This window comes from Pseudomonas pseudonitroreducens (genome assembly GCF_021603645.1).
Classification (GTDB): Bacteria; Pseudomonadota; Gammaproteobacteria; order Pseudomonadales; family Pseudomonadaceae; genus Pseudomonas; species Pseudomonas pseudonitroreducens.
On record NZ_BQHJ01000003.1, the window covers coordinates 394,500 to 418,193 of the forward strand.

The 23,694-nt window shown below is 65.1% G+C and carries 27 protein-coding genes; 15 read left to right on the forward strand and 12 right to left on the reverse strand.

Annotated features, from left to right (window positions below; translation table 11 throughout):
* Window positions 1-32 precede the first annotated feature (32 nt).
* Window positions 33-242, forward strand: coding sequence for a CDGSH iron-sulfur domain-containing protein (locus L6D89_RS09690; RefSeq protein WP_236174261.1), 210 nt, complete (start codon window positions 33-35; stop codon window positions 240-242).
* Between the two features lie 183 nt (window positions 243-425).
* Window positions 426-743 carry a YqfO family protein gene (locus L6D89_RS09695; RefSeq protein ID WP_017522254.1) on the forward strand — a complete coding sequence of 106 codons (318 nt, stop codon included), beginning with the start codon at window positions 426-428 and terminating at the stop codon, window positions 741-743.
* Between the two features lie 61 nt (window positions 744-804).
* On the opposite strand, the gene L6D89_RS09700 is transcribed toward L6D89_RS09695, so the two are convergent.
* Window positions 805-1,305, reverse strand: coding sequence for a L,D-transpeptidase family protein (locus tag L6D89_RS09700; protein WP_236174773.1), 501 nt, complete (start codon window positions 1,303-1,305; stop codon window positions 805-807).
* 53 nt (window positions 1,306-1,358) lie between these two features.
* Window positions 1,359-1,910 (reverse strand): NUDIX hydrolase, encoded by a 552-nt coding sequence (locus L6D89_RS09705; RefSeq protein ID WP_236174772.1) that lies wholly within the window; start codon window positions 1,908-1,910, stop codon window positions 1,359-1,361.
* A 136-nt stretch (window positions 1,911-2,046) separates the two neighbouring features.
* On the opposite strand from L6D89_RS09705, the gene L6D89_RS09710 reads away from it, so the two are divergent.
* From L6D89_RS09710 to L6D89_RS09730, 5 genes are read left to right on the forward strand one after another with little or no spacing between them, the layout of a single operon-like run.
* The gene (locus L6D89_RS09710; RefSeq protein ID WP_373873616.1) at window positions 2,047-2,643 is read left to right on the forward strand and encodes an NUDIX hydrolase; all 597 of its coding nucleotides are present in this window, start codon (window positions 2,047-2,049) and stop codon (window positions 2,641-2,643) included.
* 41 nt (window positions 2,644-2,684) lie between these two features.
* A complete protein-coding gene (locus L6D89_RS09715) occupies window positions 2,685-3,212 on the forward strand; it encodes a gamma carbonic anhydrase family protein (RefSeq protein ID WP_236199498.1) in 528 nt (175 codons plus the stop codon).
* A complete protein-coding gene (locus L6D89_RS09720) occupies window positions 3,205-3,393 on the forward strand; it encodes a DUF1289 domain-containing protein (protein WP_236174769.1) in 189 nt (62 codons plus the stop codon). The genes L6D89_RS09715 and L6D89_RS09720 overlap by 8 nt, the downstream gene beginning before the upstream one ends.
* 58 nt (window positions 3,394-3,451) lie before the next feature.
* Complete coding sequence (purT, locus tag L6D89_RS09725; RefSeq protein ID WP_236199499.1) at window positions 3,452-4,633, forward strand: formate-dependent phosphoribosylglycinamide formyltransferase; 1,182 nt, start codon at window positions 3,452-3,454, stop codon at window positions 4,631-4,633.
* Window positions 4,630-5,358 (forward strand): SGNH/GDSL hydrolase family protein, encoded by a 729-nt coding sequence (locus L6D89_RS09730; RefSeq protein ID WP_236199500.1) that lies wholly within the window; start codon window positions 4,630-4,632, stop codon window positions 5,356-5,358. The genes purT and L6D89_RS09730 overlap by 4 nt, the downstream gene beginning before the upstream one ends.
* 9 nt (window positions 5,359-5,367) lie before the next feature.
* Here the strand turns inward: L6D89_RS09730 and L6D89_RS09735 are convergent, their stop codons facing one another.
* The 4 genes from L6D89_RS09735 to glpK form a co-directional block, all read right to left on the reverse strand.
* Entirely contained in the window at window positions 5,368-5,694 is a 327-nt protein-coding gene (locus L6D89_RS09735) for a GlpM family protein (RefSeq protein WP_236174775.1), read from the reverse strand.
* 91 nt (window positions 5,695-5,785) lie between these two features.
* The gene (gene glpD / locus L6D89_RS09740; RefSeq protein WP_236199501.1) at window positions 5,786-7,327 is read right to left on the reverse strand and encodes a glycerol-3-phosphate dehydrogenase; all 1,542 of its coding nucleotides are present in this window, start codon (window positions 7,325-7,327) and stop codon (window positions 5,786-5,788) included.
* A gap of 143 nt (window positions 7,328-7,470) precedes the next feature.
* Window positions 7,471-8,226: a DeoR/GlpR family transcriptional regulator gene (locus tag L6D89_RS09745; protein ID WP_236174765.1), complete on the reverse strand. Its 756-nt coding sequence runs from the start codon at window positions 8,224-8,226 to the stop codon at window positions 7,471-7,473.
* Between the two features lie 178 nt (window positions 8,227-8,404).
* Window positions 8,405-9,919 carry a glycerol kinase GlpK gene (gene glpK / locus L6D89_RS09750; protein WP_236199647.1) on the reverse strand — a complete coding sequence of 505 codons (1,515 nt, stop codon included), beginning with the start codon at window positions 9,917-9,919 and terminating at the stop codon, window positions 8,405-8,407.
* Window positions 9,920-10,091: 172 nt separating this feature from the next.
* On the opposite strand from glpK, the gene ybaK reads away from it, so the two are divergent.
* From ybaK to L6D89_RS09765, 3 genes are all read left to right on the forward strand, one after another.
* A complete protein-coding gene (gene ybaK, locus L6D89_RS09755; protein ID WP_236199502.1) occupies window positions 10,092-10,562 on the forward strand; it encodes a Cys-tRNA(Pro) deacylase in 471 nt (156 codons plus the stop codon).
* Window positions 10,563-10,834: 272 nt separating this feature from the next.
* Window positions 10,835-11,620 (forward strand): PhzF family phenazine biosynthesis protein, encoded by a 786-nt coding sequence (locus tag L6D89_RS09760; RefSeq protein ID WP_236199503.1) that lies wholly within the window; start codon window positions 10,835-10,837, stop codon window positions 11,618-11,620.
* An 85-nt stretch (window positions 11,621-11,705) separates the two neighbouring features.
* Entirely contained in the window at window positions 11,706-12,662 is a 957-nt protein-coding gene (locus tag L6D89_RS09765) for an electron transfer flavoprotein subunit alpha/FixB family protein (RefSeq protein WP_236199504.1), read from the forward strand.
* Here L6D89_RS09765 and L6D89_RS09770 read toward each other — a convergent pair.
* Both L6D89_RS09770 and argF read right to left on the reverse strand, forming a co-directional pair.
* Window positions 12,659-13,720, reverse strand: coding sequence for an ABC transporter ATP-binding protein (locus tag L6D89_RS09770; RefSeq protein ID WP_236199505.1), 1,062 nt, complete (start codon window positions 13,718-13,720; stop codon window positions 12,659-12,661). The two genes, L6D89_RS09765 and L6D89_RS09770, sit on opposite strands and share 4 nt — an antisense overlap.
* Before the next feature lie 18 nt (window positions 13,721-13,738).
* Window positions 13,739-14,656 (reverse strand): ornithine carbamoyltransferase, encoded by a 918-nt coding sequence (gene argF, locus L6D89_RS09775; protein ID WP_236174760.1) that lies wholly within the window; start codon window positions 14,654-14,656, stop codon window positions 13,739-13,741.
* 313 nt (window positions 14,657-14,969) lie between these two features.
* Between argF and L6D89_RS09780 the strand changes: the two genes are divergently transcribed.
* The 3 genes from L6D89_RS09780 (at window position 14,970) to L6D89_RS09790 (ending at window position 18,747) form a co-directional block, all read left to right on the forward strand.
* Window positions 14,970-17,063, forward strand: coding sequence for a molybdopterin oxidoreductase family protein (locus tag L6D89_RS09780; RefSeq protein ID WP_236199506.1), 2,094 nt, complete (start codon window positions 14,970-14,972; stop codon window positions 17,061-17,063).
* A 132-nt stretch (window positions 17,064-17,195) separates the two neighbouring features.
* On the forward strand, window positions 17,196-17,522 hold the full coding sequence (grxD, locus tag L6D89_RS09785; RefSeq protein ID WP_015476170.1) for a Grx4 family monothiol glutaredoxin: 327 nt from the start codon (window positions 17,196-17,198) through the stop codon (window positions 17,520-17,522).
* Window positions 17,523-17,583: 61 nt separating this feature from the next.
* On the forward strand, window positions 17,584-18,747 hold the full coding sequence (locus L6D89_RS09790) for an MFS transporter (RefSeq protein ID WP_236199507.1): 1,164 nt from the start codon (window positions 17,584-17,586) through the stop codon (window positions 18,745-18,747).
* Window positions 18,748-18,794: 47 nt separating this feature from the next.
* Here the strand turns inward: L6D89_RS09790 and bfrB are convergent, their stop codons facing one another.
* Together bfrB and L6D89_RS09800 are read right to left on the reverse strand one after the other, a co-directional pair.
* Entirely contained in the window at window positions 18,795-19,271 is a 477-nt protein-coding gene (gene bfrB / locus L6D89_RS09795) for a bacterioferritin BfrB (protein ID WP_024765400.1), read from the reverse strand.
* Window positions 19,272-19,491: 220 nt separating this feature from the next.
* Entirely contained in the window at window positions 19,492-19,707 is a 216-nt protein-coding gene (locus L6D89_RS09800; protein ID WP_236174757.1) for a bacterioferritin-associated ferredoxin, read from the reverse strand.
* 264 nt (window positions 19,708-19,971) lie between these two features.
* Between L6D89_RS09800 and L6D89_RS09805 the strand changes: the two genes are divergently transcribed.
* Window positions 19,972-20,574 (forward strand): peroxiredoxin, encoded by a 603-nt coding sequence (locus L6D89_RS09805; protein WP_081517709.1) that lies wholly within the window; start codon window positions 19,972-19,974, stop codon window positions 20,572-20,574.
* A 220-nt stretch (window positions 20,575-20,794) separates the two neighbouring features.
* On the opposite strand, the gene rnt is transcribed toward L6D89_RS09805, so the two are convergent.
* Together rnt and pyrC are read right to left on the reverse strand one after the other, a co-directional pair.
* Complete coding sequence (gene rnt / locus L6D89_RS09810) at window positions 20,795-21,475, reverse strand: ribonuclease T (RefSeq protein ID WP_037011317.1); 681 nt, start codon at window positions 21,473-21,475, stop codon at window positions 20,795-20,797.
* Window positions 21,472-22,518 (reverse strand): dihydroorotase, encoded by a 1,047-nt coding sequence (gene pyrC / locus L6D89_RS09815; protein WP_236174756.1) that lies wholly within the window; start codon window positions 22,516-22,518, stop codon window positions 21,472-21,474. The genes rnt and pyrC overlap by 4 nt, the downstream gene beginning before the upstream one ends.
* A 138-nt stretch (window positions 22,519-22,656) precedes the next feature.
* Between pyrC and L6D89_RS09820 the strand changes: the two genes are divergently transcribed.
* A complete protein-coding gene (locus tag L6D89_RS09820) occupies window positions 22,657-23,673 on the forward strand; it encodes a flagellar protein MotY (RefSeq protein WP_236199508.1) in 1,017 nt (338 codons plus the stop codon).
* Window positions 23,674-23,694 lie beyond the last annotated feature (21 nt).

Consider the following 23,694-nt stretch of genomic DNA (forward strand, 5'->3'; position numbering starts at 1 on the left):
TTCCCGATGTTCGTGCGGTCACGCCCGGGCAGGTGCTGCGCCTGTGTGGTTGCGGGCAGTGCGCCACTCGGCCGGATGCCGCTGCCGCCTGTACTAATCTGCTGGAACTGACGGTTGGACGCGAGCGTCACCTGTTGCTGTGCCGTTGCGGGCTCTCGGCGCGGTTGCCGTTCTGTGACGGTTCCCACGCGCCGGCTGCACCTGGCCTGAAAGAGCGCTGGCGACGTTTCACCGGTAGGTGAGATCGAAGTTCGTCACAGATTTCGTACAAAGTCGTCTGTAGGCGAACAAGCCCGGAACCGGACGGTCGAACTTCCACGACGACCTGCAAGTCATAAGAGGCAAAGTGCCACTATTTGTGGCAGCATTTGTCACCCGTGTCGCTCTTTGCCACGGCAGTGTCCCTGTTTCGATCGGAGTCTCCGATGTACAAACTGTGTTTCTACGTTCCGGAAAGCCATCTGGAACCGGTCAAGAAAGCGGTGTTCGCCGCCGGTGCAGGACGCATCGGAGCCTATGACAGCTGTTGCTGGCAGGCGCTTGGACAGGGACAGTTCCGCCCTCTGCAGGGCAGCAACCCGTTCATTGGCCAGGCCGGCAGCGTCGAGCAGGTCGCCGAATGGAAGGTGGAGATGGTGGTGGCCGACGAGTTGATCCATGACTCGGTGAAGGCTCTCAAGCAGGCTCATCCCTACGAAACGCCGGCCTTCGAGGTCTGGCGGCTGTCGGACATGGTGTTCTGAGCAGATGTTCTGAGCAGACATGAAAAAGGCGCCCTTGGGCGCCTTTTTCTTTTCGCGCAGCTTACGGGCGAATCTCGATCAGCGTGCCGTCCTTGACCAGGCTCCAGACCTCGCGCATGTCGGCGTTGGTCATGGCGATGCAGCCGTTGGTCCAGTCCAGGGTCGAGAAGTACCACTCGGGGTAGTCGTCATCCATCGGCGTGCCGTGGATCATGATCATGCCGCCGGGCGACAGGCTTTTCTCCCGTGCCTTGGCGACGTCGCGGGCGTTGGGGTAGGAGATGTGCATGGAGAGGTTGTACTTGTCGCTGGTCTTGCGCCAGTCGACCCAGTAGAAGCCTTCCGGCGTGCGGTTGTCGCCCTCGGCGAGCTTGGGGCCCTGCGGGCGTTTGCCCAGCGACACGCGGTAGCTCTTGAGAACCTTGCCGTTGCTCATGAGATGCAGTTTGCGCTCGGACTTGAGCACGAGAATCTTGTCGATGTGACCGTCGAGCGTGGGCGTCGCGTTGGCATGCGAGAACGCTGCGAAGGTCAGACAAAGTACGGCAATCAACCAGCGCATCGAGTGGAGTTCCCCGGTAGTTCCTAAAGCCTTAGAGGCGGTATATGAGCTTATTAGTTCTTTTTCTGTACAAGCATTGGAAGAATCCCTTCATTGCGTATCGGAAAGTTCTGCACGATCCGGTCCGCCAGGAAATATTCTAAGGTACGGCCCACGGTGGGGAAAGCCAGCTCCCCCCACGGAATGTCGGATTCTTCGAAGAGTTGCACCTCCAGGCTTTCCTCGCCAGCGCAGAAGTCCAGATCGGCCAGCTGCGCGCGGAAGAAGATATAAACCTGGCTGATATGCGGCAGATCAAAGACCGTATAAAGCTGCAGGCCGTGGACGCGGGCATTGGCCTCTTCGAGGGTTTCCCGGGCGGCGGCCTGCTCCAGGGTCTCGCCGTTCTCCATGAAGCCTGCCGGTAGCGTCCAGAAGCCCTGGCGCGGCTGGATGGCGCGGCGGCAGAGGAGGATGCGCCCGTCCCAGACCGGCAGGCAGCCGGCGACGATGCGCGGGTTCTGGTAATGCACGGTCTGGCACTGGTCGCAGACGAAGCGCGGGCGGTTGTCGCCGCTGGGAATGCGCAAACTCACGCTGGCGCCGCACTGACTGCAGAATTTCATGCTGCTTCCTTGTTATCGATTGGAACAATCTTGCGCGTTGCGCGGGGCGCCCAGCAAGGGGCGGGGGTTGGGCAGGGACGTCTTTCGTGCCATGATCCCTCAATTAGAAGAATCGGCCCCCCGCAGGATGTTCGGCATGCTGGACCAGCTGCGCCAACGTATACAGACGCACAAGCCAAGCGACCTTGAAACGGACCACAGCTTTCCGGAAGCGGCGGTCCTGCTCCCCATCACTCCCCAGGAAGAGCTCGTGCTCACCCTGCGCGCGACCGGGTTGTCGACCCACAGCGGCGAAGTCGCCTTTCCCGGTGGGCGCCGCGACCCCGAAGACGTCGACCTGATCCACACGGCCCTGCGCGAGGCCCACGAGGAGATCGCCCTGCCGCCGGGACTGGTGGAGGTCGTCGGGCCGTTGAGCACCCTGGTGTCGCGGCACGGCATTCTGGTCAAACCGTTCGTCGGCTTTGTCCCTGATTTCGTGGAGTACCGCCCCAACGACGGCGAGATCGACGCCGTGTTCAAGGTGCCGCTGGAGTTCTTTCGCGGCGACCCAAGGGAAACCACCCACCGCATCGATTATTTCGGCCGCAGCTGGTACGTCCCGAGCTACCTGTTCGAGGGCTACAAGATCTGGGGCCTGTCCGCGATCATGCTGGTCGAACTGCTGAACCTGCTCTATGACGCCCGTATCGACCTGCACCAGCCGCCGTCGAAGTTCATCAAGCTGAGCTGAGACCCGAGAATAAAAAGCGGCCCCCGCCTGAGGAGAAACCCATGAAGTACCGCCTGGGCTCGTCCCGAGTCGAAACCCATCCGGAAAGCTGGATTGCCCCCAATGCCACGCTGGTCGGCAAAGTACGCCTCGATGCCGGCGCCAGCGTGTGGTTCAACGCCGTGCTGCGCGGCGACAACGAGCTGATCCACATCGGCGAACACAGCAACGTGCAGGATGGCACCGTCATGCACACCGACATGGGCTTCCCGCTGACCCTGGGCAAGGGCGTGACCATCGGCCACAACGCCATGCTGCATGGCTGCCAGGTAGGCGACTACAGCCTCGTCGGCATCAACGCGGTGATCCTCAACGGCGCGAAGATCGGCAAATACTGCATCATCGGCGCCAACGCGCTGATTCCCGAAGTCAAGGAAATCCCCGATGGCTCACTGGTCATGGGCTCGCCCGGCAAGGTCGTGCGCGAACTGACCGAGCCGCAGAAGAAGATGCTCGAAGCCAGCGCCGCCCACTACGTGCACAACGCCCAGCGTTACGCCCGCGACCTGGCCGAGCAGGAAGATGACTGAAGAACGTCCCGTCGCCTCGCCCTGCGTGCACGTCTGCGCGCTGGACGACGCCGACGTCTGCCTGGGCTGCCAGCGTAGCGCAGCCGAAATCACCCGCTGGGGCCTCATGGACAACGCCGAGCGTCGTGAGGTGCTGAAGCGCTGCGAACAGCGCGCCCGCGAGCAGGGCGTGCTGGTCTAGAGCCTTCACGCTTGAGAGCTACCCTGTTTCGAACTTTCCCTTCCCGAGGTTTCCCGCAATGCCCCGTATTGGAACTCCCCTGTCGCCGAGCGCGACCCGCGTACTGCTCTGTGGCTCCGGCGAGCTGGGCAAGGAAGTGGCGCTCGAACTGCAGCGCCTGGGCTGCGAAGTCATCGCTGTCGACCGCTATGCGAACGCGCCGGCCATGCAGGTTGCGCATCGCAGCCACGTGATCAGCATGCTCGACGGTGTCGCCCTGCGTGCCGTGATCGAGCAGGAGAAGCCGCATTACATCGTGCCGGAGATCGAAGCCATCGCCACGGCGACTCTGGTCGAGCTGGAGAACGAGGGCTACACCGTCATCCCCACGGCCCGTGCCGCCCAGCTGACCATGAACCGCGAGGGCATTCGTCGCCTGGCCGCTGAAGAACTGGGCCTGCCGACCTCGCCCTACCACTTCGCCGACACCTACGAGGATTACGTCGCTGGCGTCGCCGCCGTGGGTTATCCGTGCGTGGTCAAGCCGATCATGAGTTCCTCGGGCAAGGGCCAGAGCGTGCTGAAATCCGCCGCCGACCTGAAGACCGCCTGGGACTATGCCCAGGAGGGCGGTCGTGCCGGCAAGGGGCGGGTGATTGTCGAGGGCTTCATCGACTTCGACTACGAGATCACCCTGCTGACCGTGCGGCACATCGGCGGCACCACCTTCTGCGCGCCCATCGGCCATCGCCAGGTGAAGGGTGACTACCACGAGTCCTGGCAGCCCCAGGCGATGAGCCCGAAGGCGCTGGCGGAGTCCGAGCGCGTAGCCAGGGCCGTCACCGAAGCGCTGGGCGGCCGTGGCCTGTTCGGTGTGGAGCTGTTCGTCAAAGGTGACGAGGTGTGGTTCAGCGAAGTTTCACCGCGCCCGCACGATACCGGCCTGGTCACGCTGATTTCCCAGGACCTTTCCGAGTTCGCGCTGCACGCCCGTGCCATTCTCGGCCTGCCGATCCCGGTGATCCGCCAGCTGGGCGACTCCGCTTCGGCGGTGATCCTGGTGGAAGGCAAGTCGCAGCAGGTTTCCTTCGGCAACCTCGGCGCCGCGCTGAGCGAACCTGACACCGCACTGCGTCTGTTCGGCAAGCCGGAAGTGGATGGCCAGCGGCGCATGGGCGTAGCCCTGGCGCGCGACGAGTCGATCGACGCCGCCCGCGCCAAGGCCACCCGCTCGGCCCAGGCGGTCAACGTCGAACTGTGAGCCGCTGGGCGGGGCTGATCTGGTGGGCGGCGGCACTGCCGCTGCTGCCGCTGGCCCTGCCCATGGCCGTGCGCACCCGGCGCACGGCCTTGCGTCTGGCTCCCGCCGCTGGCGTCTGCGAAGGTGTCGCCGGTGCGGAGCTGCCAGGCCAACCCTTTCGCCTGCTGTTGCTGGGCGAGTCCACGGTTGCCGGTGTCGGCGCGTCCTGCCTGGACTTCGCGCTGGCCGGCCGGCTGGCTTCGGCGCTTGCCAGCCGTCTTCAGCGTCCCGTCGCCTGGCGCGCGGCAGGGGAGAACGGGATCACCGCCGGTGAAGCCTGCGAACGCCTGCTACCGTTGGTGGCCGAGCAGGATTACGACCTGGTGGCACTGGTCTTCGGCGTCAACGACACCACGCACTTCAGCTCGCGCCGGCGTTGGCTGGGCGCCCTTGAACGGCTGATCGAGCACTTCCAGCGCCGCGGGGCGCGGGTGGTATGCACCGCCGTGCCGCCGCTGCAGCATTTCACCGCCTTGCCCTGGCTGTTACGGCAGTTGCTGGGGTGGCGTGCGTCGTTGCTGAACCGGCAACTCAGTGCGCAAGCGCTGCTCCAGGGCGCCGGGTACTGCGCAGTGAGCCTGGAGATGCAGCCGCAGTTCCTCGCCATCGACGGCTATCACCCTTCGGCGCTGGGCTACCAGGTGTGGGGCGAGCATCTCGCGCAGTGGCTGGTTTCCCGGCCCTGAGTCGATGCGTCAGTGCAAGCGCACCCAACAGAAAACCAGCAGCGAAGCCGCCACCAACCAGGCCAGCGCGGCCATCGCCAGTGAGAGCTCCAGGCGCATGCGATCCACCATCAGGTAGAGCGCGGCGAGGTAGACGAAGTAGGGGATGATCGACCACATGCCGAACAGGATGGTGGTCTTCAGGTCGTCCAGCGAACGACTCTTGCCGACAATGAAGTGGGCGATCAGGGCGAAGGTGGGGAACAGCGGCACCAGGCCGGCGATGTAGTAATTGCGCGTCTTCGACAGCGCGGCGAGGATCAGCACCACGCCGGCGCCGAGGGCTGCCTTGAGGATCAGGTCCACGTCGTTCTCTATGCGGCGACGCCACCGGGTCGGTGGCGTCGGGGATTATCCGCGAGAGAGGTGGCTCGCTCCAATGCGACGTTCAGGCAACCTGCGTGCTGGGCTCCAGCGGGCTTTCGCTGCCGAGGAGTTGCTCCAGGCGCTCCCGCTGCCGCGCATTGAGAAACAGGCCGAGCTTGGTGCGGCGCCAGAGGATGTCGTCGGCGTCGCGCGCCCATTCTTCATGAACCAGGTATTCCACTTCCCGCGCATACAGCCCGGCGCCCAGGTGTTCGCCCAGCTCGCTGAGGTTGTGCGCGCCGTCCAGCAGTTTCCAGATGCGACTGCCGTAGGTGCTGGCCCAGCGGCGGGCGAGGGCGGGGTCGAGCTGGCGCAGGCGTTCCATGAGCTGGATGGCGAGGTCTTCCACTGTGGTCATCGCTTCGCCGCCGGGCAGCGGGGCGCTGGCGGTCCAGCTCGCTTTCATCACGCCGGCGAAGTGCGGCGCCAGTTGTTCCAGCGCAGCTTCCGCGAGCTTGCGGTAGGTGGTCAGCTTGCCGCCGAACACCGACAGCAGTGGCGCTTCGCCGGGGGTGTTGTCCAGCGCCAGGGTGTAGTCGCGGGTGACGGCAGAGGGATCGTCGGACTCGTCGTCGCACAGCGGGCGCACGCCGGAGAAGGTCCGCAGGATGTCCTGGCGGCCCAGCTGGCGCTTGAAGTGGGCATTGACCACGTTCAGCAGGTAGTCGGTCTCTGCTTCGCTGATGCTGATCTGCGCCGGGTCGCCCTGATACTCGCGGTCGGTGGTGCCGATCAGGGTGAACTGGCGCAGGTAGGGGATGGCGAAAACGATGCGGCGGTCTTCGTTCTGCAGGATGTACGCATGCTCGCCGTCGTACAGGCGCGGCACGATCAGGTGGCTGCCCTGGATCAGGCGGATGCCGTAGGGCGGCTTCTGCCGCAACTCCTCGCGCAGGAAACGATCGACCCAGGGGCCGGCGGCGTTGACCAGCGCGCGGGCGCGGATCGAATAGAGGCTGCCGTCGTGGCGTTCCAGGTGCAGGTGCCACAAACCCTTGCTGCGCCGCGCGCTGACGCAGCGGGTGCGCGGGTGGATATGCGCACCGTTCTCGCGGGCGGCCATGGCGTTGAGCACCACCAGGCGGGCGTCGTCCACCGAGCAGTCGGAGTATTCGAAACCGCGGGTGATCTCGGCCTTCAGCGGGCTATCCAGGTCGAAACGCAGGCCACGGGACGCCGGCAGCTTCTCGCGCTTGCCCAGGTGGTCATAGAGGAACAGCCCGGCGCGGATCATCCAGGCCGGGCGCAGGTGCGGGCGGTGCGGCAGCACGAAACGCAACGGGTGGACGATATGCGGGGCCTTGGCCAGCAGGACTTCGCGCTCGGCGAGAGCCTCGCGGACCAGGCGGAATTCGTAATGTTCGAGGTAGCGCAGGCCACCATGGATCAGCTTGCTGCTGGCGGAGGAGGTGTGGGCGGCGAGGTCGTGCTGTTCGCAAAGGAATACCGACAGCCCGCGTCCGGCGGCGTCCGCCGCGATCCCCGCACCATTGATGCCGCCGCCGACGACGGCCAGGTCATAGACTTCGGCAAGGGGCGCGTGGCGCTTGCTGGTGGAATTCATGGGACCGCCTGGGTGTTGAAAGTGAATCTTTTATGTTCGTTTTCGAAAATATCCTAGTTCAGTGAACGAAACATGACCAGCCTTTGCCGCGAATTCGCGCAGGCATTCGTCTGAATGTTCGAAAGTGAATTGACTGGAGGGTCTCAGACCAGCTCGAGCTGAACCTTGTGCTGGCTCATCAGGCGTGCCACGGCGGCAGGCGGCGGGCTGTCGGTGAACACCCGGTTGACCAGGGAGATCGGTCCCAGGCGCACCATGGCGTTGCGGCCGAACTTGCTGGAGTCGGCGGCGAGGAATACCTGCCGCGCGTTGTCGATGATGGCGCGGGAGACGCGCACTTCCTGGTAGTCGAAGTCCAGCAGGCTGCCGTCTTCGTCGATGCCACTGATGCCCACCACGGCGAAGTCGACGCGAAACTGCTCGATGAAATCCACTGCCGCCTGCCCGACCACGCCGCCGTCGCCGCGCACCGTGCCGCCGGCGATCAGCACTTCGAAATCATCCTTGCCGGCGAGGATGCTGGCGACGTGCAGGTTGTTGCTGATGACCTTCAGGTTGCGGTGGCCGAGCAGGGCGCGGGCGATGGCTTCGGTAGTGGTGCCGATATTGATGAACAGCGAGGCATTGTCCGGAATCTGCGCCGCAATGGCTTCGGCGATGCGCTGCTTCTCGTCGCGCATCTGGTCGGCGCGGGTGTTGTAGGCGGTGTTCTCGATGCTCGAATCCCAGGCCGCGCCACCGTGGTAGCGACGAAGCAGGTTCTGTTCGGCGAGCTGGTTGATATCGCGGCGGATGGTCTGCGGCGTGACGGCGAACTGCTGGGCGAGCTCTTCGATGCTCAGGTAGCCGCGTTCGCGGACCAGATCGAGGATGTTCTGCTGGCGGGGTGGCAGGTTCATGCGGTTCGCTCGTGCGGACGGGCCGGGAGGGCAAGGATGCCGCACGCAGCCAACGCTGTCATGCGGCACGGGCTTCACCTGTAGGAGCGAGCTTGCTCGCGAACCCGTCCAGGCACATCGGCATCCAGTGGTTCGCGAGCAAGGACTGGGCGTCCCCCTCGGTCCTACAGAAGAGCAATCAATCTTCGGCAGCCCAGCCGCGGGTGCGTTCGACGGCTTTTTGCCAGCCCTTGTACAGCCGCGCGCGCTCGATCTCATCGCAAGCCGGCTGGAACACCCGCTCGATCACCGCCTTGTTCTTCAGCTCCGCGAGATCGCCCCAGAAGCCACAGGCCAGGCCTGCCAGCACGGCGGCGCCGAGGGCGGTGGTCTCGCGCATCTGTGGGCGCTCCACTGGCGTGCCGAGGATGTCGGCCTGGAACTGCATGAGGAAGTTGTTGGCCACCGCGCCGCCGTCCACGCGCAGCGCGCGCAGCGGTTCGCCGGCGTCCTGCTGCATGGCGTCGAGCACGTCGCGGGTCTGGTAGGCGATGGACTCCAGGGTGGCGCGGATCAGGTGATCGGCCTTCACCCCACGGGTCAGGCCGAACAGTGCGCCGCGCGCGTAAGGGTCCCAGTAGGGCGCGCCGAGCCCGGTGAAGGCGGGGACCAGGTAGACGCCGTTACTGTCCTTCACCTTGGTGGCGAAGTACTCCGAATCGTGGGCATCGTTGATCACCTTCAACTCGTCGCGCAGCCATTGCACGGTGGAGCCGCCGTTGAACACCGCGCCTTCCAGCGCATAGGCGACTTCGCCGCGCGGCCCGCAGGCGATGGTGGTGAGCAGGCCATGGGTGGACTTCACCGCCTTGTCGCCGGTGTTCATCAGCAGGAAGCAGCCGGTGCCATAGGTGTTCTTCGCCTGGCCCGGCTCCACGCACATCTGCCCGAACAGCGCGGCCTGCTGGTCGCCGGCGATCCCGGCGATGGGCGTGCGGTGCACGCCGAGGCCGCCGACCTTGGCGTGACCGTAGATCTCGGACGAAGCTCGCACCTGCGGCAGCATGGCGTGCGGGACGTCCAGCGCGGCAAGCAGCCGTTCGTCCCAGTCGCGCTTGTGGATATCGAACATCAGGGTGCGCGAGGCATTGGTGTAGTCGGTGACGTGCACCTCGCCTTCGGTGAGCTTCCAGATCAGCCAGCTGTCGACCGTGCCGAACAGCAGCTCGCCGCGCTGCGCGCGCTCGCGGGCGCCGTCGACGTTGTCGAGAATCCACTTGAGCTTGGTGCCGGAGAAGTAGGGGTCGAGGACCAGCCCGGTGGTGTCGCGGATGTGCTGCTCCAGGCCGTCGCGCTTGAGCTGCTCGCAGATCGCGGCGCTGCGCCGGCATTGCCAGACGATGGCGTTGTGGATCGGCCGGCCACTGGCCTTGTCCCACACCAGGGTGGTTTCGCGCTGGTTGGTGATGCCGATGGCGGCCACTTCGGCGACGCTGATGTTGGCCTGCGCCAGGGCTTCCACCAGGGTCGAACTCTGAGTCGCCCAGATTTCCATCGGGTCGTGCTCGACCCAGCCCGGCTGCGGGTAGATCTGCGCGAACTCGCGCTGGGCCGTGCTGACCACGTTGGCGTCGTGGTCGAAAATGATGGCGCGCGAGCTGGTGGTGCCCTGGTCGAGGGCGACGACGTATTTCTTGTTCTTCGGGTCGGTCATGCGGGCGGCCTTGTGCGGATTCCGTTCGGCAGTCCCGGCCACGTGGGCCGGAAGGTGAATGGCGCAGACCATACGGGATTCGTCCGCGTCGGTGAAGCGAACACCGTGCAGTGCAACACGCCTTGGCTTACTGTTATGCGCTGGAAAGCCGCTTGCGAGAAGCCTGCCGATCATGACCCCCGCCATCGACCTGCTGAAGAAGAACCGTGCCGAACACCATGTGCTGAGCTACGAGCACGACCCCAAGGCGCCATCCTACGGCCTGGAAGCCGCCGAGAAGCTCAATCTCGACCCGGCGCGGGTGTTCAAGACCCTGTTGGCGGCGAGCGAAAAGGGCGAGCTGCTGGTGGCGGTGGTACCGGTGGCGGGCACTCTGGACCTCAAGGCGCTGGCCCACGCGGCAGGCGTCAAGAAAGCCGATATGGCCGACCCGAATGCCGCGCAGCGCGCGACCGGTTACCTGGTGGGGGGCATCAGCCCGCTGGGACAGAAGAAGCGCTTGCGCACCTTTATCGATGAGTCCGCCCAGGGCTTCCCGACCATCCATGTCAGCGCCGGCCGGCGCGGCCTGGAAGTGGAGCTGAGCGCCGAGACACTGGCCGGGCTGACCTCGGCGAAGTTTGCGCCAATCGGGAGAAATTGAGTTTTTGCAGGAGCAACATTGCTTTCCCAGTAGCGCTGCCCGCTCCTGCCCTTACCCCAGCCCTGGCTAAGCGCCCGTGGAGAGGGGCAGACCCTGCCGGCTGGCGCTGCGGTTTTATCCTGCACCGAACGGTGCGCTCTCCCGCCTGCGCGAGAGGGCCAGGCGCAGGGGCTCCTGATCTCTCCGGGAGGGAGCACTGTGTGGTCCCTACTGTACGGTTCGTCGTTGATCGGCTTCTGTCATGCTCGGCCATCACTTTCCAGGAGACTGCCATGCTGCTCGATTTCCACCAGGTAGACGCTTTCACCGACCGCCCGTTCGCCGGCAATCCGGCCATGGTCTACCGCCTCGATGCCTGGTTGAGCGACGAGCTGATGCAGCAGATCGCCGCCGAGCACAACCTCTCGGAGACCGCCTTCCTGGTGAAGGAACCGGCCGGTTGGCGCATCCGCTGGTTTACCCCGACCGCCGAGGTGCCGCTCTGTGGCCACGCCACGCTGGCCAGCGCCCATGTGCTGTTCGAAGTGTTCGATGAGCCGGGCGAAGTGCTGGAGCTGAACTCCCTGTCCGGGCCGCTTCGCGTGGCCCGCGAGGACGGCCGGCTGGCACTGAACTTCCCGGCGCAGCCGCCGAGCGAGTCGGGCTCCACGCTGGAGCTGGAGAATGCCCTGGGAATCGACGTGGTGGATGCGCTGAATACCGCCAACCACCTGTTGGTTCTGCTCGAGTCGGAGCAGGCGGTGCGCGACTGCAAGCCTGACTTCGCTGCCCTGGCGCGCCTGCCGTACCTGGGCGTTATCGTCACGGCACGTAGCGACAACTACGACTTCGTTTCGCGCTTCTTCGCCCCGGCCATCGGCCTCAACGAAGACCCGGTGACCGGCGCCGCCCACTGCGTGCTGATTCCCTACTGGTCGCGGCGACTGAACAAACTGCAGATGCGCGCATTCCAGTCTTCCGCCCGTGGCGGTGAGCTGTGGTGCCGTCTCGAGGGGGGGCGCGTGAGCATCGCCGGCTACGCGCGCCTGGTGGCCAGCGGTCGTTTACTGGTTGTTTGATCTGTGACCGGGGAGTTTTGCGCTTCCTCGCCTAGGCTTGCTCCCATTGGCTGTCGCGCACCCGGCGCGGCTTGGAGGCAGGCCCATGGCAATCCTGGTCATCGCTGACTACCACACCTACACCGGCTCCGCCGTCCTGGCGCCGGCGACCCTGAATGCCCTGGCGGCTGCACGGCAGATCGGCAACGACGTGCACCTGCTGTTGGCCGGCAGCGGCCTTGACCGACTCTGCGAGACGGCACGCCGTCTCGAGGGAGTCACTCGCGTGCTGCAGGTGGATGATCCGCTCTATGACCACCTGCTGGCGGAAAACCTCTCCGCGCTGGTCATTCGGCTCTCGCCTGGCTACAGCCACATTCTCGCGCCCGCCACGGCGATGGGCCGTGACTGCCTGCCGCGGATTGCCGCGTTGCTGGACGTGGATGCGGTTTCCGAGGTTATTGCGGTGATCGACAGCGAGACATTCCAGCGCCCGATCTACGCCGGCAACGCCATCGCCACGGTGCGCTGCGAAGGGCCGATGACGGTGCTGGGGATTCGCCCCACGGCGTTCGATCCGGTTCGCGCCGAGGGTGGGAACGCCGAGCTGGAGCGGCTCAGCGGCGCCGGCGATCTCGCACTTTCATCATGGCAGGGGGAAGAACATCCGGACTTCGAACGCCCCGCGCTGGAGTCGGCGCGCGTGATCGTTGCGGGTGGTCGCGGGCTGCAAACGGCGGAGGGCTTCGCCGCGCTCTATCCCTTGGCGGATCGCCTGCACGGCGCCGTGGGCGCTTCGCTGGCGGCGGTGGATGCTGGCTTCGCGCCGGCAGAACTGCAGATCGGCCAGTCCGGACGCATCGTCGCGCCGGAGCTTTATCTGGCCGTGGGGATTTCCGGTGCTGTTCAGCACGTGGCAGGCATGAAGGATGCCAAGGTCATCGCCGCGATCAATCTCGACCCGGACGCGCCAATCTTCGAGATTGCCGACTATGGACTGCAGGGCGACCTGTTCGAGTTGCTGCCGGAGCTGCTGCGCGAACTGGACGATTCGCTCGGCTAGACCGCTACGCTGCCCTGGGCCGGAAACAGCACCAGATGCTCGGCGGCCACGCCAATCGCCACTTCGTCGCCCAGCCGATGGTCGGCATGGCTGGGGAACAGTGATTCCAGCTGGGCACCGGTGGGCAGTTGCAGGCGATAGAGCGTCGCTGCACCGAGGAACGACTTGCCGACGATCCGTGCCTTCAGCGCGCCGTCGGCGGCCGGCACCAGGTCATCCGGGCGTAGCAACACGTCTACCGCGCTGCCGTCCGGCAGGCTGTAGGCGCGGTTGCCGCGCAGCAGACCGAGTTCGGTCTGCACCGCATCGTTGCCGCGCATTTGCCCGCGAATGAAATAACCCTGGCCGACGAAGCTGGCGACAAAGGGTGTCTGCGGTTCGTGGTACAGGTTGAACGGAGTGTCCCACTGCTCCAGCAGACCGTTGCGGAATACACCGACATGATCGCTGACGGCGAAGGCCTCTTCCTGATCGTGGGTCACCAGGATGGCGCTGGTGCCGCGTGCCTTGAGGATATCGCGGACCTCGTGGCTGAGCTGGCGGCGCAGCTCCACATCGAGGTTGGAGAAGGGCTCGTCGAGCAGCAGCAGCTGCGGTTGCGGAGCCAGCGCGCGGGCCAGGGACACGCGTTGCTGCTGGCCGCCGGAGAGTTCGTGGGGGAAGCGCTGGCCGAGGCTGTCGAGCTTCACCAGTTCCAGCAGTTCGCCGACGATGCGCCCGCGCTCGGGGTGCTTGCGGATGCCGAAGGCGATGTTGTCCGCCACTGACAGGTGCGGGAACAGCGCGTAGTCTTGGAACACCATGCCGATCCGGCGTTTCTCCGGCGACAGGGTGAAGCCGGCGCGGGAAATGACTTCGCCGGCCAGCTCGATCCGGCCGCCTTGGACCGGCTCGAAACCGGCAATGGCACGCAGGGTGGTGGTTTTACCGCAGCCCGAAGGGCCGAGCAGGCAGCCGATATCGCCGGCGTTCAGGTGCAGGCTGACGCCTTGCACCACGCGCTGCTGTTCATAGCCACAGGAAAGATCGTCGAGGTTGAGCAGCAGCGTTTGGGTCATCGGGCTCGAAACAGGGGCTTAGGCGTAATGCGCGTGCTCGACCAGCAGTTCGAGCAGGGCCTTCTGGGCGTGGAGACGGTTTTCCGCCTGGTCCCAGGCCACCGAGCGCGCGTCGTCCAGCAGGTCTTCGCTGATCTCTTCGCCACGGTGGGCCGGCAGGCAGTGCATGAATAGTACATCCGCCGCCGCGCCGTCGAGCAGCGCACGTGTTACCTGATATGGCTGGAACAGGCGCAGGCGCGCGGCAGCTTCGTCCTCCTGGCCCATGGAGGCCCAGACGTCGGTGCTCACCAGGTGCGCGCCGGCTACCGCCTCGCGCGGGTCGCGGAAGATCTTCACACGCTCGCCGGCCTGCGCCATCAGGGCCGCGTTCGGCTCGTAGCCTTCCGGGCAGGCGACGTTCAGCTGGAAGTCGAAGCGGATCGCCGCCTCGATGTAGCTGTTGCACATGTTGTTGCCGTCGCCGATCCAGGCCACGGTCTTGCCGGCGATGCTGCCGCGGTGCTCATGGAAGGTCTGCATGTCGGCCAGCAGCTGGCAGGGATGCAGGTCATCCGAGAGGCCGTTGATCACCGGTACGCGGGAGTTCTCGGCAAACTCGATCAGGTTGCTGTGGGCGAAGGTGCGGATCATCACCGCATCGACCATTCGCGACATCACCCGCGCGGCGTCGGCGATCGGCTCGCCACGGCCCAGCTGGGTGTCGCGCGGGGAGAGGAAGATGGCCTGGCCGCCGAGCTGGATCATGCCGGCTTCGAAGGAGATTCGCGTCCGCGTCGAGGCTTTCTCGAAGATCATGCCCAGCACGCGATTCTTCAGCGGTTCGTAGAGCACGCCTCGGTCGCGCAGGTCCTTCAGCTCGGTGGCGCGGCGGATCAGACCGAGCAGTTCTTCGGTCGTGTAATCCAGCATCGAGAGGAAGTGACGTGCGCTCATGGTTCGTACCTACTACTTATTCTCAGAATCAGGCCGAGGTACCGACCGGCTTTCGTGAGAAAAAACGGGCTGAACCTGCGGCGGGACCGCATGGAGCGGGAAATGGGGGAAGGCGCGATCCTATAAGGAAATGACGGATCTACGCAAGTTTCGCCCGGAAGGCCCGTCGGCCGGGGCTTCAACATGGTCGTTCCTGATGCCCGGGGATTCACCCGACGGAAGCTGGTGGTGCTTCGCCAGGACTGGATTCATAGTGCTTTCGACCCTGCGACCGGCCCCTTGAGCGCCGGCGACAACAATAACGAGGCGAGCCATGAGCAAGACCCTCCACCACCGTGCGTGCCATCTGTGCGAGGCCATCTGCGGCCTGACCATCGAGACCGAAGACGAGCGCATTCTGTCGATCAAGGGCGATGCCCAGGACAGCTTCAGCCGTGGCCACATCTGCCCCAAGGCGGTGGCCCTGCAGGACATCCAGAACGACCCGGACCGTCTGCGCCAGCCGGTGCGCCGCGTCGGCAGCGAGTGGCAGCCGATCGGCTGGGACGAAGCCTTCGAGCTGGTCGCCACGCGTCTGGCGGAGATCCGCGAGCGCCATGGCAACGATGCCGTGGCCGTGTACCAGGGCAACCCCAGTGTGCACAACTACGGGCTGATGACCCACAGCAACTACTTCCTCGGCCAGTTGAAAACCCGCAACCGCTACTCAGCGACCTCCGTCGACCAGCTGCCGCACCACCTGGTCAGCCAGCAGATGTTCGGCCATGGCCTGCTGATCCCGATTCCGGACATCGACCACACTGATTTCATGCTGATCCTGGGCGGCAACCCGCTGGCCTCCAATGGCAGCATCATGACCGTGCCGGACGTGGAGAAGCGCCTGAAGGCGCTGAAGGCGCGCGGCGGCAAGCTGGTGGTGGTCGACCCGCGTCGCACCGAGACCGCGGCGATTGCGGATCAGCACCTGTTCGTCCGGCCCGGGGAGGACGCCGCGCTGCTGCTGGGCATCCTCGATACGCTGCTCAGCGAAGGGCTGACCCGCGAATCCTCGTTGCCGGTCAACGGCCTCGACGTGGTGCGCGAGGCGCTGGCGCCATTCAAGGTCGAAACCATGGCCGTTCGTTGTGGCGTGCCGGCCGAGGATATTCGCCAGTTGGCGCGGGAATTCGCCGCCGCCGACAAGGCCGTCTGCTATGGGCGCATGGGCGTTTCCACCCAGGTTTTCGGCAGCCTCTGTCAGTGGCTGGTACAACTGATCAACCTGTTGACCGGCAACCTCGACCGCGTCGGTGGCACCCTGTGCACCACGCCGGCGGTGGACCTGGTGGCAACCACTGCGGGTGGCGCGTTCAATCGCTGGCAGAGCCGCGTGTCCGGCCTCCCCGAATACGGCGGCGAGTTGCCGGTGGCGGCGCTGGCCGAAGAGATGCTCACCGAAGGGGAAGGGCAGGTGCATGCGCTGGTGACGGTGGCCGGCAATCCGGTGCTGTCCACGCCCAATGGCCGTCGCCTGGAACAGGCGCTGGACGGCCTGGAATTCATGCTCAGCGTCGATCTGTACATCAACGAAACCACCCGCTACGCCGACCTGATCCTGCCGCCCACCGCGCCGCTGGAGCACGATCATTACGACACCACCTTCAACGTCTTCGCGGTGCGCAACGTTACCCGCTTCAACGAAGCGATCCTGCCCAAGCCCGAGAGCGCGCTACACGATTGGGAAATTTTCGTTGGCCTGGCAAAGGCCTACGCCGCGCGCCTGGGTACCGAGCTGAAGCCGACCATGGCGCCGGAGCAGATGATCGAGATGGGCCTGCGCTTCGGCCCCTACGGTGACGCCAGCGAGCACAAGCTGAACCTGGCCAGGCTGCGCGAGCATCCTCACGGGCTGGACCTCGGCCCGTTGCAGCCAAACCTGGCTCCGCGTCTGAAAACCGCCAGCCGTAGCATCGAGGCGGCACCCGAGATTTTCCTCAATGACCTGCGCCGCTTCGCCGATACCCAGTCGCCGGCCGTCGACCAGCTCCTGCTGATCGGTCGCCGCCACGTGCGCAGCAACAACTCGTGGATGCACAACTATCACCGCCTGGTGAAGGGCAAGCCGCGCCATCACTTGCTGATGCATCCGCAGGATCTGGCCTCGCGTGGGCTGGTGGACGGGCAGAAGGTGCGGGTGCGTTCGCGGGTTGGCAGCATCGAAATCGAGGTCGCCTCCAGCGACGAAGTCATGGCCGGTGTGGTCAGCCTTCCCCACGGCTGGGGGCATCGGCGACCGGGTGTGCAACTGTCCATTGCCAGCGAGCAGGGCGGCGCCAGCGCCAACGACCTGACCGATGAGCGTCATCTGGATTCGCTCTCCGGCAACACCGCGCTCAACGGCGTGCCGGTGGAGGTGGAAGCGGCCTGACAAGCTGACGCACGTCACCTGCAAAGCCGAGCGTGGCGCTCGGCTTTGCAGTACAATGCGCGGTACCGTGCCGGCCAACGCCCACCGTGGGGACTGCCGGGTCAGTATCTGATAGTTCAGCCGAGGAAGTTCATGGATATCATCGATACCATCAAAGAGCAGATCGCCAACAACCCTGTCCTGCTGTACATGAAGGGTTCGCCGAATGCTCCGCAGTGCGGTTTCTCGTCCCGCGCCGCCCAGGTTCTGATGGCTTGTGGTGAGAAGTTCGCCTACGTGGATATTCTGCAAAACCCGGAAATCCGCGCCAACCTGCCCAAGTACGCCAACTGGCCGACCTTCCCGCAACTGTGGGTTGGTGGTGAGCTGGTCGGCGGCAGTGACATCCTGGCCGAGATGTTCGAGAAAGGTGAGCTGCAACCGCTGATCAAGGAAGCCGTAGGCAAGGCCGACGCCTGAGTCTTTCGTGCTGTCGCACAAAGCCCCGCTTCGGCGGGGCTTTGTTTTTGGGAAGAAAAACATGACTGAACAGACGCGGGCCAACGCCGCCCGCTGGGCGTGCGGATACTGCTTCGCCATGGGCGGGATGGTCCACGGCAGCGTGATGGGGCGGGTGCCGGCGCTCAAGAGCATGACCGGGGTGGATGAGCAGCAACTGGGCCAGGCGCTGTTGGGCGCGGGCTTCGGTGCGCTGCTGGCGTTTGCCTTCGCCGGCGCGCTGGTCCGCCGCTACGGTAGCCGGGCGATCACCGTGATCTCGGGGCTGGCGCTGATGGCGACCTTCCCGCTGCTCGGGCTGGCTCAGGACGTCTGGGTCCTGGCGGCGGGCTTCCTCGCCGTTGGCCTGACCTTCGCCACCATGGACGTGGCGATGAACACCCAGGCGGTGGAAGTCGAGCGGCGCCTCGGCCGCCCGTGCATCTCCAGCCTGCACGGCATGTACAGCCTGGGTGGCCTGGTGGGTGCCGTCGGCGCTGCAGTCTTCGCCGGCCTGGCGCCGATCTGGCATTTCAGCCTGTTGGCGCTGATCGCCGTGGCGATCCTGCCGTTCTTCGCTCGCCAGCTGTTCGAGGGCCGTCCGGAACCCATGGAGGAACAGGCGCCAGCCCAACGTGGCTGGCGCCTGCCGCCACCGGCGCTGATCGGCCTGGGCCTGTTGACGCTGTGCGCGTTCGTTTCCGAAGGGGCGGTCGCTGACTGGGGCGCTCTGCTGCTGCACCAGGTGCTGGGCGCGTCGGAACGCCTGGCGGCGCTGGGCTTCGCGGCATTTTCCGCGACCATGGTGCTGGGCCGGTTGTTCGGTGATCGCCTGCGCGTGCGCTTCGCCGATGAAGCGCTGGTGCGCAACCTGGCGCTGCTGGCCATCGCCGGCATGCTGCTGGCGTTGTTCAGCCCTTGGGTCGCCGGTGCGATTGCCGGTTTCGCCCTGGTCGGTGCGGGACTGTCGGTGGTCGTGCCGATCCTGATTGGCGCAGCGGGCAATCGCCCGGGCGTCGAGCCGTCGCGTGGCGTGGCGGCAGTGGCGTCGTTCGGCTATGGCGGTTTGCTGATGGGCCCGCCGCTGATCGGCTTCCTCGCCGAGCACGTGGGCTTGCGCCTGTCATTGCTGGTAGTGGTGGGGCTGTGCGCCGGGCTGGTGCTGAAGGCGTCACTGGTACGCCGCCCGCCGAAGGCGAACGTCTAGGAGGGAAGGGCACCGGCGTCCACAACTGCGCCGGTGCCCCAGGCGGGTCAGTCGTCTTCGTGCATGTGCGACTGCAGGTAGTTCTCCAGACCGACCTTCTGGATCAGGCCCAGCTGGGTTTCCAGATAGTCGATGTGCTCTTCCTCGGACTCGAGGATGTCCTTGAGGAGGTCGCGGCTGACGTAGTCATGCACGCTTTCGCAATGCACGATGGCGTCGCGCAGGTCCTTGGTGGCCTTGAGTTCCAGGTTCAGGTCGCACTGCAGCATTTCCTGGGTGTTCTCGCCGATCAGCAGCTTGCCCAGGTCCTGCAGGTTGGGCAGGCCCTCGAGGAACAGGATGCGTTCGATGAGCTTGTCGGCGTGCTTCATCTCATCGATGGACTCGTGGTACTCGTGCGCGCCGAGACGCTTCAGGCCCCAGTCGTTCCACATGCGCGAGTGCAGGAAGTACTGGTTGATGGCGATCAGCTCGTTGCCGAGGATCTTGTTCAGATGCTGGATGACTTTCTTGTCGCCTTTCATGCCGGGGTCCTGCCGTGTGGAGTGGGAGAGATTGAAATTCTCGCGCCCTTATAACCATCTGTCAAACATAAGCCCTTGAATTTGTTATAAAAAGGAATATGAATGCGAATGTTTTCATTCCGCAACTTGGTGCTAAACCACTGAATTGCGGGCATAAAAAAACCGGGCCATGGCCCGGTTTCTGCGGTATTCCTGCTGAACTGATCAGCGGTATTTTTTCTCAACCCGCCGCATAGGCCAGGTTGTAGTTCATCGCCTGGGCGCTCTGCAGCTCGCCGAGGGTCTCGCGAACCACCTGTTTGGCCAGGCACGCGCACTTGCCACACTGGGTGCCGACACCGGTGCACTCACGCACTTGGCGATAGTTGCAGGCGCCGTCGTAGATCGCATCGCGGATCTGGGTATCGGTAACACCGTTGCAGAGGCAGACGTACATGGTTGCACTACAGTCGCTGTGGGGTTGTTGGAAGCGATACTAATAATAATGAGAATGATTGTCAAAAGTTGCCGGAGTCTCATCTCGGCATCCCGATAAATGGTCTGCCGGGTCAATGAGTTAGCGCCTGGGGTGGGTGGATGAAGGCAGGGCGCGCCAGGTGTATGATGGCTGCCCCACAGGAGCGGCAGCCTCTCAAGCACGGCAGTTTCGACCGGGCAGGGCAGCCACTCCCAAGCGCCTCACCATCACTGGAGACAAGGAATGAGCGTACTCGTAGGTAAGAAAGCTCCCGATTTCAACGTGGCTGCCGTGCTCGGCACCGGCGAGATCGTCGACAGCTTCGTGTTGTCCGAAGCCATCAAGGGCAAGTACGGCCTGGTGTTCTTCTACCCGCTGGACTTCACCTTCGTCTGCCCGTCCGAGCTGATCGCCCTTGACCACCGCATCCCGGACTTCCAGGCGCGCAACGTTGAGGTCATCGGCGTTTCCATCGACTCCCACTTCACCCACAACGCCTGGCGCAACACCCCGGTGGACAAGGGCGGTATCGGTCCGGTCAAGTACACCCTGGCTGCCGATATCACTCACGAGATCGCCAAGGCCTATGACGTAGAGTCCGAAGGTGGCGTGGCCTTCCGTGGCGCCTTCCTGATCGACCAGAACGGCGTGGTGCGTTCGCAGATCGTCAACGACCTGCCGCTGGGCCGCAACATGGACGAACTGCTACGTCTGGTCGACGCCCTGCAGTTCACCGAGGAGCACGGCGAAGTCTGCCCGGCCAACTGGAAGAAGGGCGACAAGGGCATGACCGCCTCGCCCGAAGGTGTCGCTGCCTACCTGGCCGAGAATGCCGGCAAGCTGTAAGGCTGCCGTCGCATGAAAAAGCCCCGCTCCGGCGGGGCTTTTTCATGGTTGCGCAGGATTGCTCTTCGTAGGAGCGAGCTTGCTCGCGAACCATCACATCGGCGGATACTGGCCGTGCCGCCCTTGTTCGCGAGCAAGCTCGCTCCTACAGATAGATCGCGAGATCAGAGCGCAAAAAAAGCCCCGCGAATGCGGGGCTTTTTCATTCCGGAAGGTGCGATCAGTGATCGTCTTCCATCCAGCCGCCGAATTCCTTCCAGCGGTTGACGATGCCGCAGAACAGCTCGGCGGTCTTCTCGGTGTCGTAACGGGCCGAGTGCGCTTCGCGGTTGTCGAACTCGATACCTGCGGTCTGGCAGGCCTTGGCCAGGACGGTCTGGCCGTAGGCGAGGCCGGCGAGGGTGGCGGTGTCGAAGCTGGAGAACGGGTGGAACGGGTTGCGCTTCACACCGCTGCGGTTGACTGCGGCGTTGAGGAAGCCCAGGTCGAAGCTGCTGTTGTGGCCGACCAGGATCGCCCGCTTGCAGCCGTTGGACTTCAGCGATTTGCGGATGCCACGGAAGATTTCGGTCAGTGCCTGTTCTTCCGGTACGGCCATGCGCAGCGGGTGGTCCAGCTTGATGCCGGTGAACTCCAGCGCGGCCTGCTCGATGTTGGCGCCTTCGAAGGGCTCCACACGGAAGAAGTAGGTGTGCTCCGGGAACAGGTAGCCGCTCTCGTCCATGCCGATGGTGACGGCGGCGATTTCCAGCAGGGCGTCGGTGCCGGCGTTGAAGCCGCCAGTCTCGACGTCCACCACGACCGGCAGGTAGCCACGGAAGCGGCGTGCCATCGGGTGGCGCGGGCCCGGCGGGAAGGAGCCGTCGAGTTCTTCTTCGAAGATTTCGTTCTCGTCACTCATGCCACGGTCTCCAGCAGGCGCCAGCGCAGTTTCTCGCCGGCACGCAGCGGGACTACATCGAAGTCACCGAACGGCAGGGCCGCCGGCGCTTCCCATTCTTCACGCACCAGGGTGATGCGGTCGCTGTTGCGCGGCAGGCCGTAGAAGTCCGGGCCGTGCAGGCTTGCGAAGCCCTCCAGCTTGTCCAGCGCATTGCGTTGCTCGAAGGCTTCCGCGTACAGCTCGATGGCAGCGTAGGCGGTGTAGCAGCCGGCGCAGCCGCAGGCGGCTTCCTTGGCGTGGCGCGCGTGGGGGGCCGAGTCGGTGCCGAGGAAGAACTTCGGGCTGCCGCTCACTGCCGCATCCAGCAGGGCTTCCTGGTGGGTGTTGCGCTTGAGGATCGGCAGGCAATAGAAGTGCGGGCGAATGCCGCCCACCAGCATGTGGTTGCGGTTGTACAGCAGGTGGTGCGCGGTGATGGTGGCGCCAACGTTGGCCGGGGCGGCCTTGACGAAGGCGGCGGCATCGCCGGTGGTGATGTGCTCGAAGACTACCTTGAGGGTCGGGAAACGCTCGACCACGCGGGTCAGGTGCTCGTCGATGAAGCGCTTCTCGCGGTCGAACACGTCGACTTCCGCGCGGGTCACTTCACCGTGCACCAGCAGCGGCAGGCCGACTTCGGCCATGGCTTCGAGGACGTGGAAGATGTTGTCGACGCTGGTCACACCGGAATCGGAGTTGGTGGTGGCGCCGGCCGGGTACAGCTTGGCGGCGTGCACGAAGCCCGAGGCCTTGGCGGCGCGGACTTCCTCGGCGCTGGTACGGTCGGTGAGGTAGAGCACCATCAGCGGTTCGAAGCGGCTGCCGGCCGGACGGGCAGCGAGGATGCGCTGGCGGTAGGCATCGGCTTCGGCGGCGTTGCGTACCGGCGGGACCAGGTTCGGCATGATGATGGCGCGGCCGAAGGTGCGGGCGGCGTCGCCGACGGTTTGCGCGAGTGCGGCGCCGTCGCGCAGGTGGATGTGCCAGTCGTCGGGGCGCAGGAGTGTCAGGCGGTCGGACATGCGGATTCCAGGGGTGCGGTTGCAGCGGGAAGAGGGTGAAATGCTACCGGAAAAGGCCGCCGCCGGCACTCGCTATCAAGTTTTACCGAGGCCGACCGATAGATTGTGGGACGCCTATTTACCTGTGTGGATGCCGCCGTGCGCCAGCCCTCCCTCCTCCTGCTCTCACTTTGCGCCAGCCTGCCGGCCTGGGGGCTGACCTTCCAGCCGCGCCTGGAAAGCGCCCAGTGGACGGTGGCGGGTGACCAGTTCGAGTGCCGGCTGTCGCAGAGCGTGGGTGGTTTCGGGGTGGGCGAATTTGTCTGGCGCGCCGGCGAACAGCCTACGTTCCGCCTCAAATCCCAGCAGGGCTGGCTGGGCTCCGGCTCGGCAACCTTGCTGGCCGCCGCGCCGCCGTGGCGACCGGGGCAGGGTGACCTGAACCTGGGCTCGGTGAGCGTGAGCTCCGGCGAGGTGCCGTTCAACAGTACCCAGCAGCAGGCCGGGCGCCTGCTCGGTGGGCTGCTGGAAGGCCGTACACCAGAGGTGCGCCATCGCACGCGTACCGGCGAAAACCTGCTGGTGCGCCTGCTGCCGACACGCTTCGCTGATGGTTACGCGCAGTTCCAGGACTGTTCGACGAAGATGCTTCCAGTCAACTTCGACCAGGTGCGCCAGAGCCAGGTCGGCTTCCCGGACGGCGGCACCGAGGTCGACCCGCTGGGGCGCGCCAAGCTGGACATCATCCTGCAGTACATGAAGGCCGACCCGACGGTGAACCGCATCGAACTGGACGGCCACTCCGACAACAGCGGCAACCGCCTGGCCAACCGCGAGGCCTCGCGCCGTCGCGCCATTGCGGTCATGGAATACCTCAAGGCCAACGGTGTGGCGGAGTCGCAGATCACCGTGCGTTTCTATGGTGAGCGCTATCCGCTGGTGAAGAACAATTCCGCCGCCAATCGGGCGAAGAACCGCCGGGTGACGGTGAACCTGTCCCGCGAGGCGGTGATCGAGCCGCCTCCTGCCGAAGCTCCACCCGCACCTGCTGCAGCGGCTCCCGTCGCGCCCGCTGGCGCCGCCAGTGCCCCTGCGCAGGGCGCCCCGGCAGCGGCAGCGCCTGCCGCCAACGCTTCCAGCCCGCCTGCCGCGCCGTCCGCTACGCCCAAGGGCTAAGCCGCGGCGACAGGTCGCACC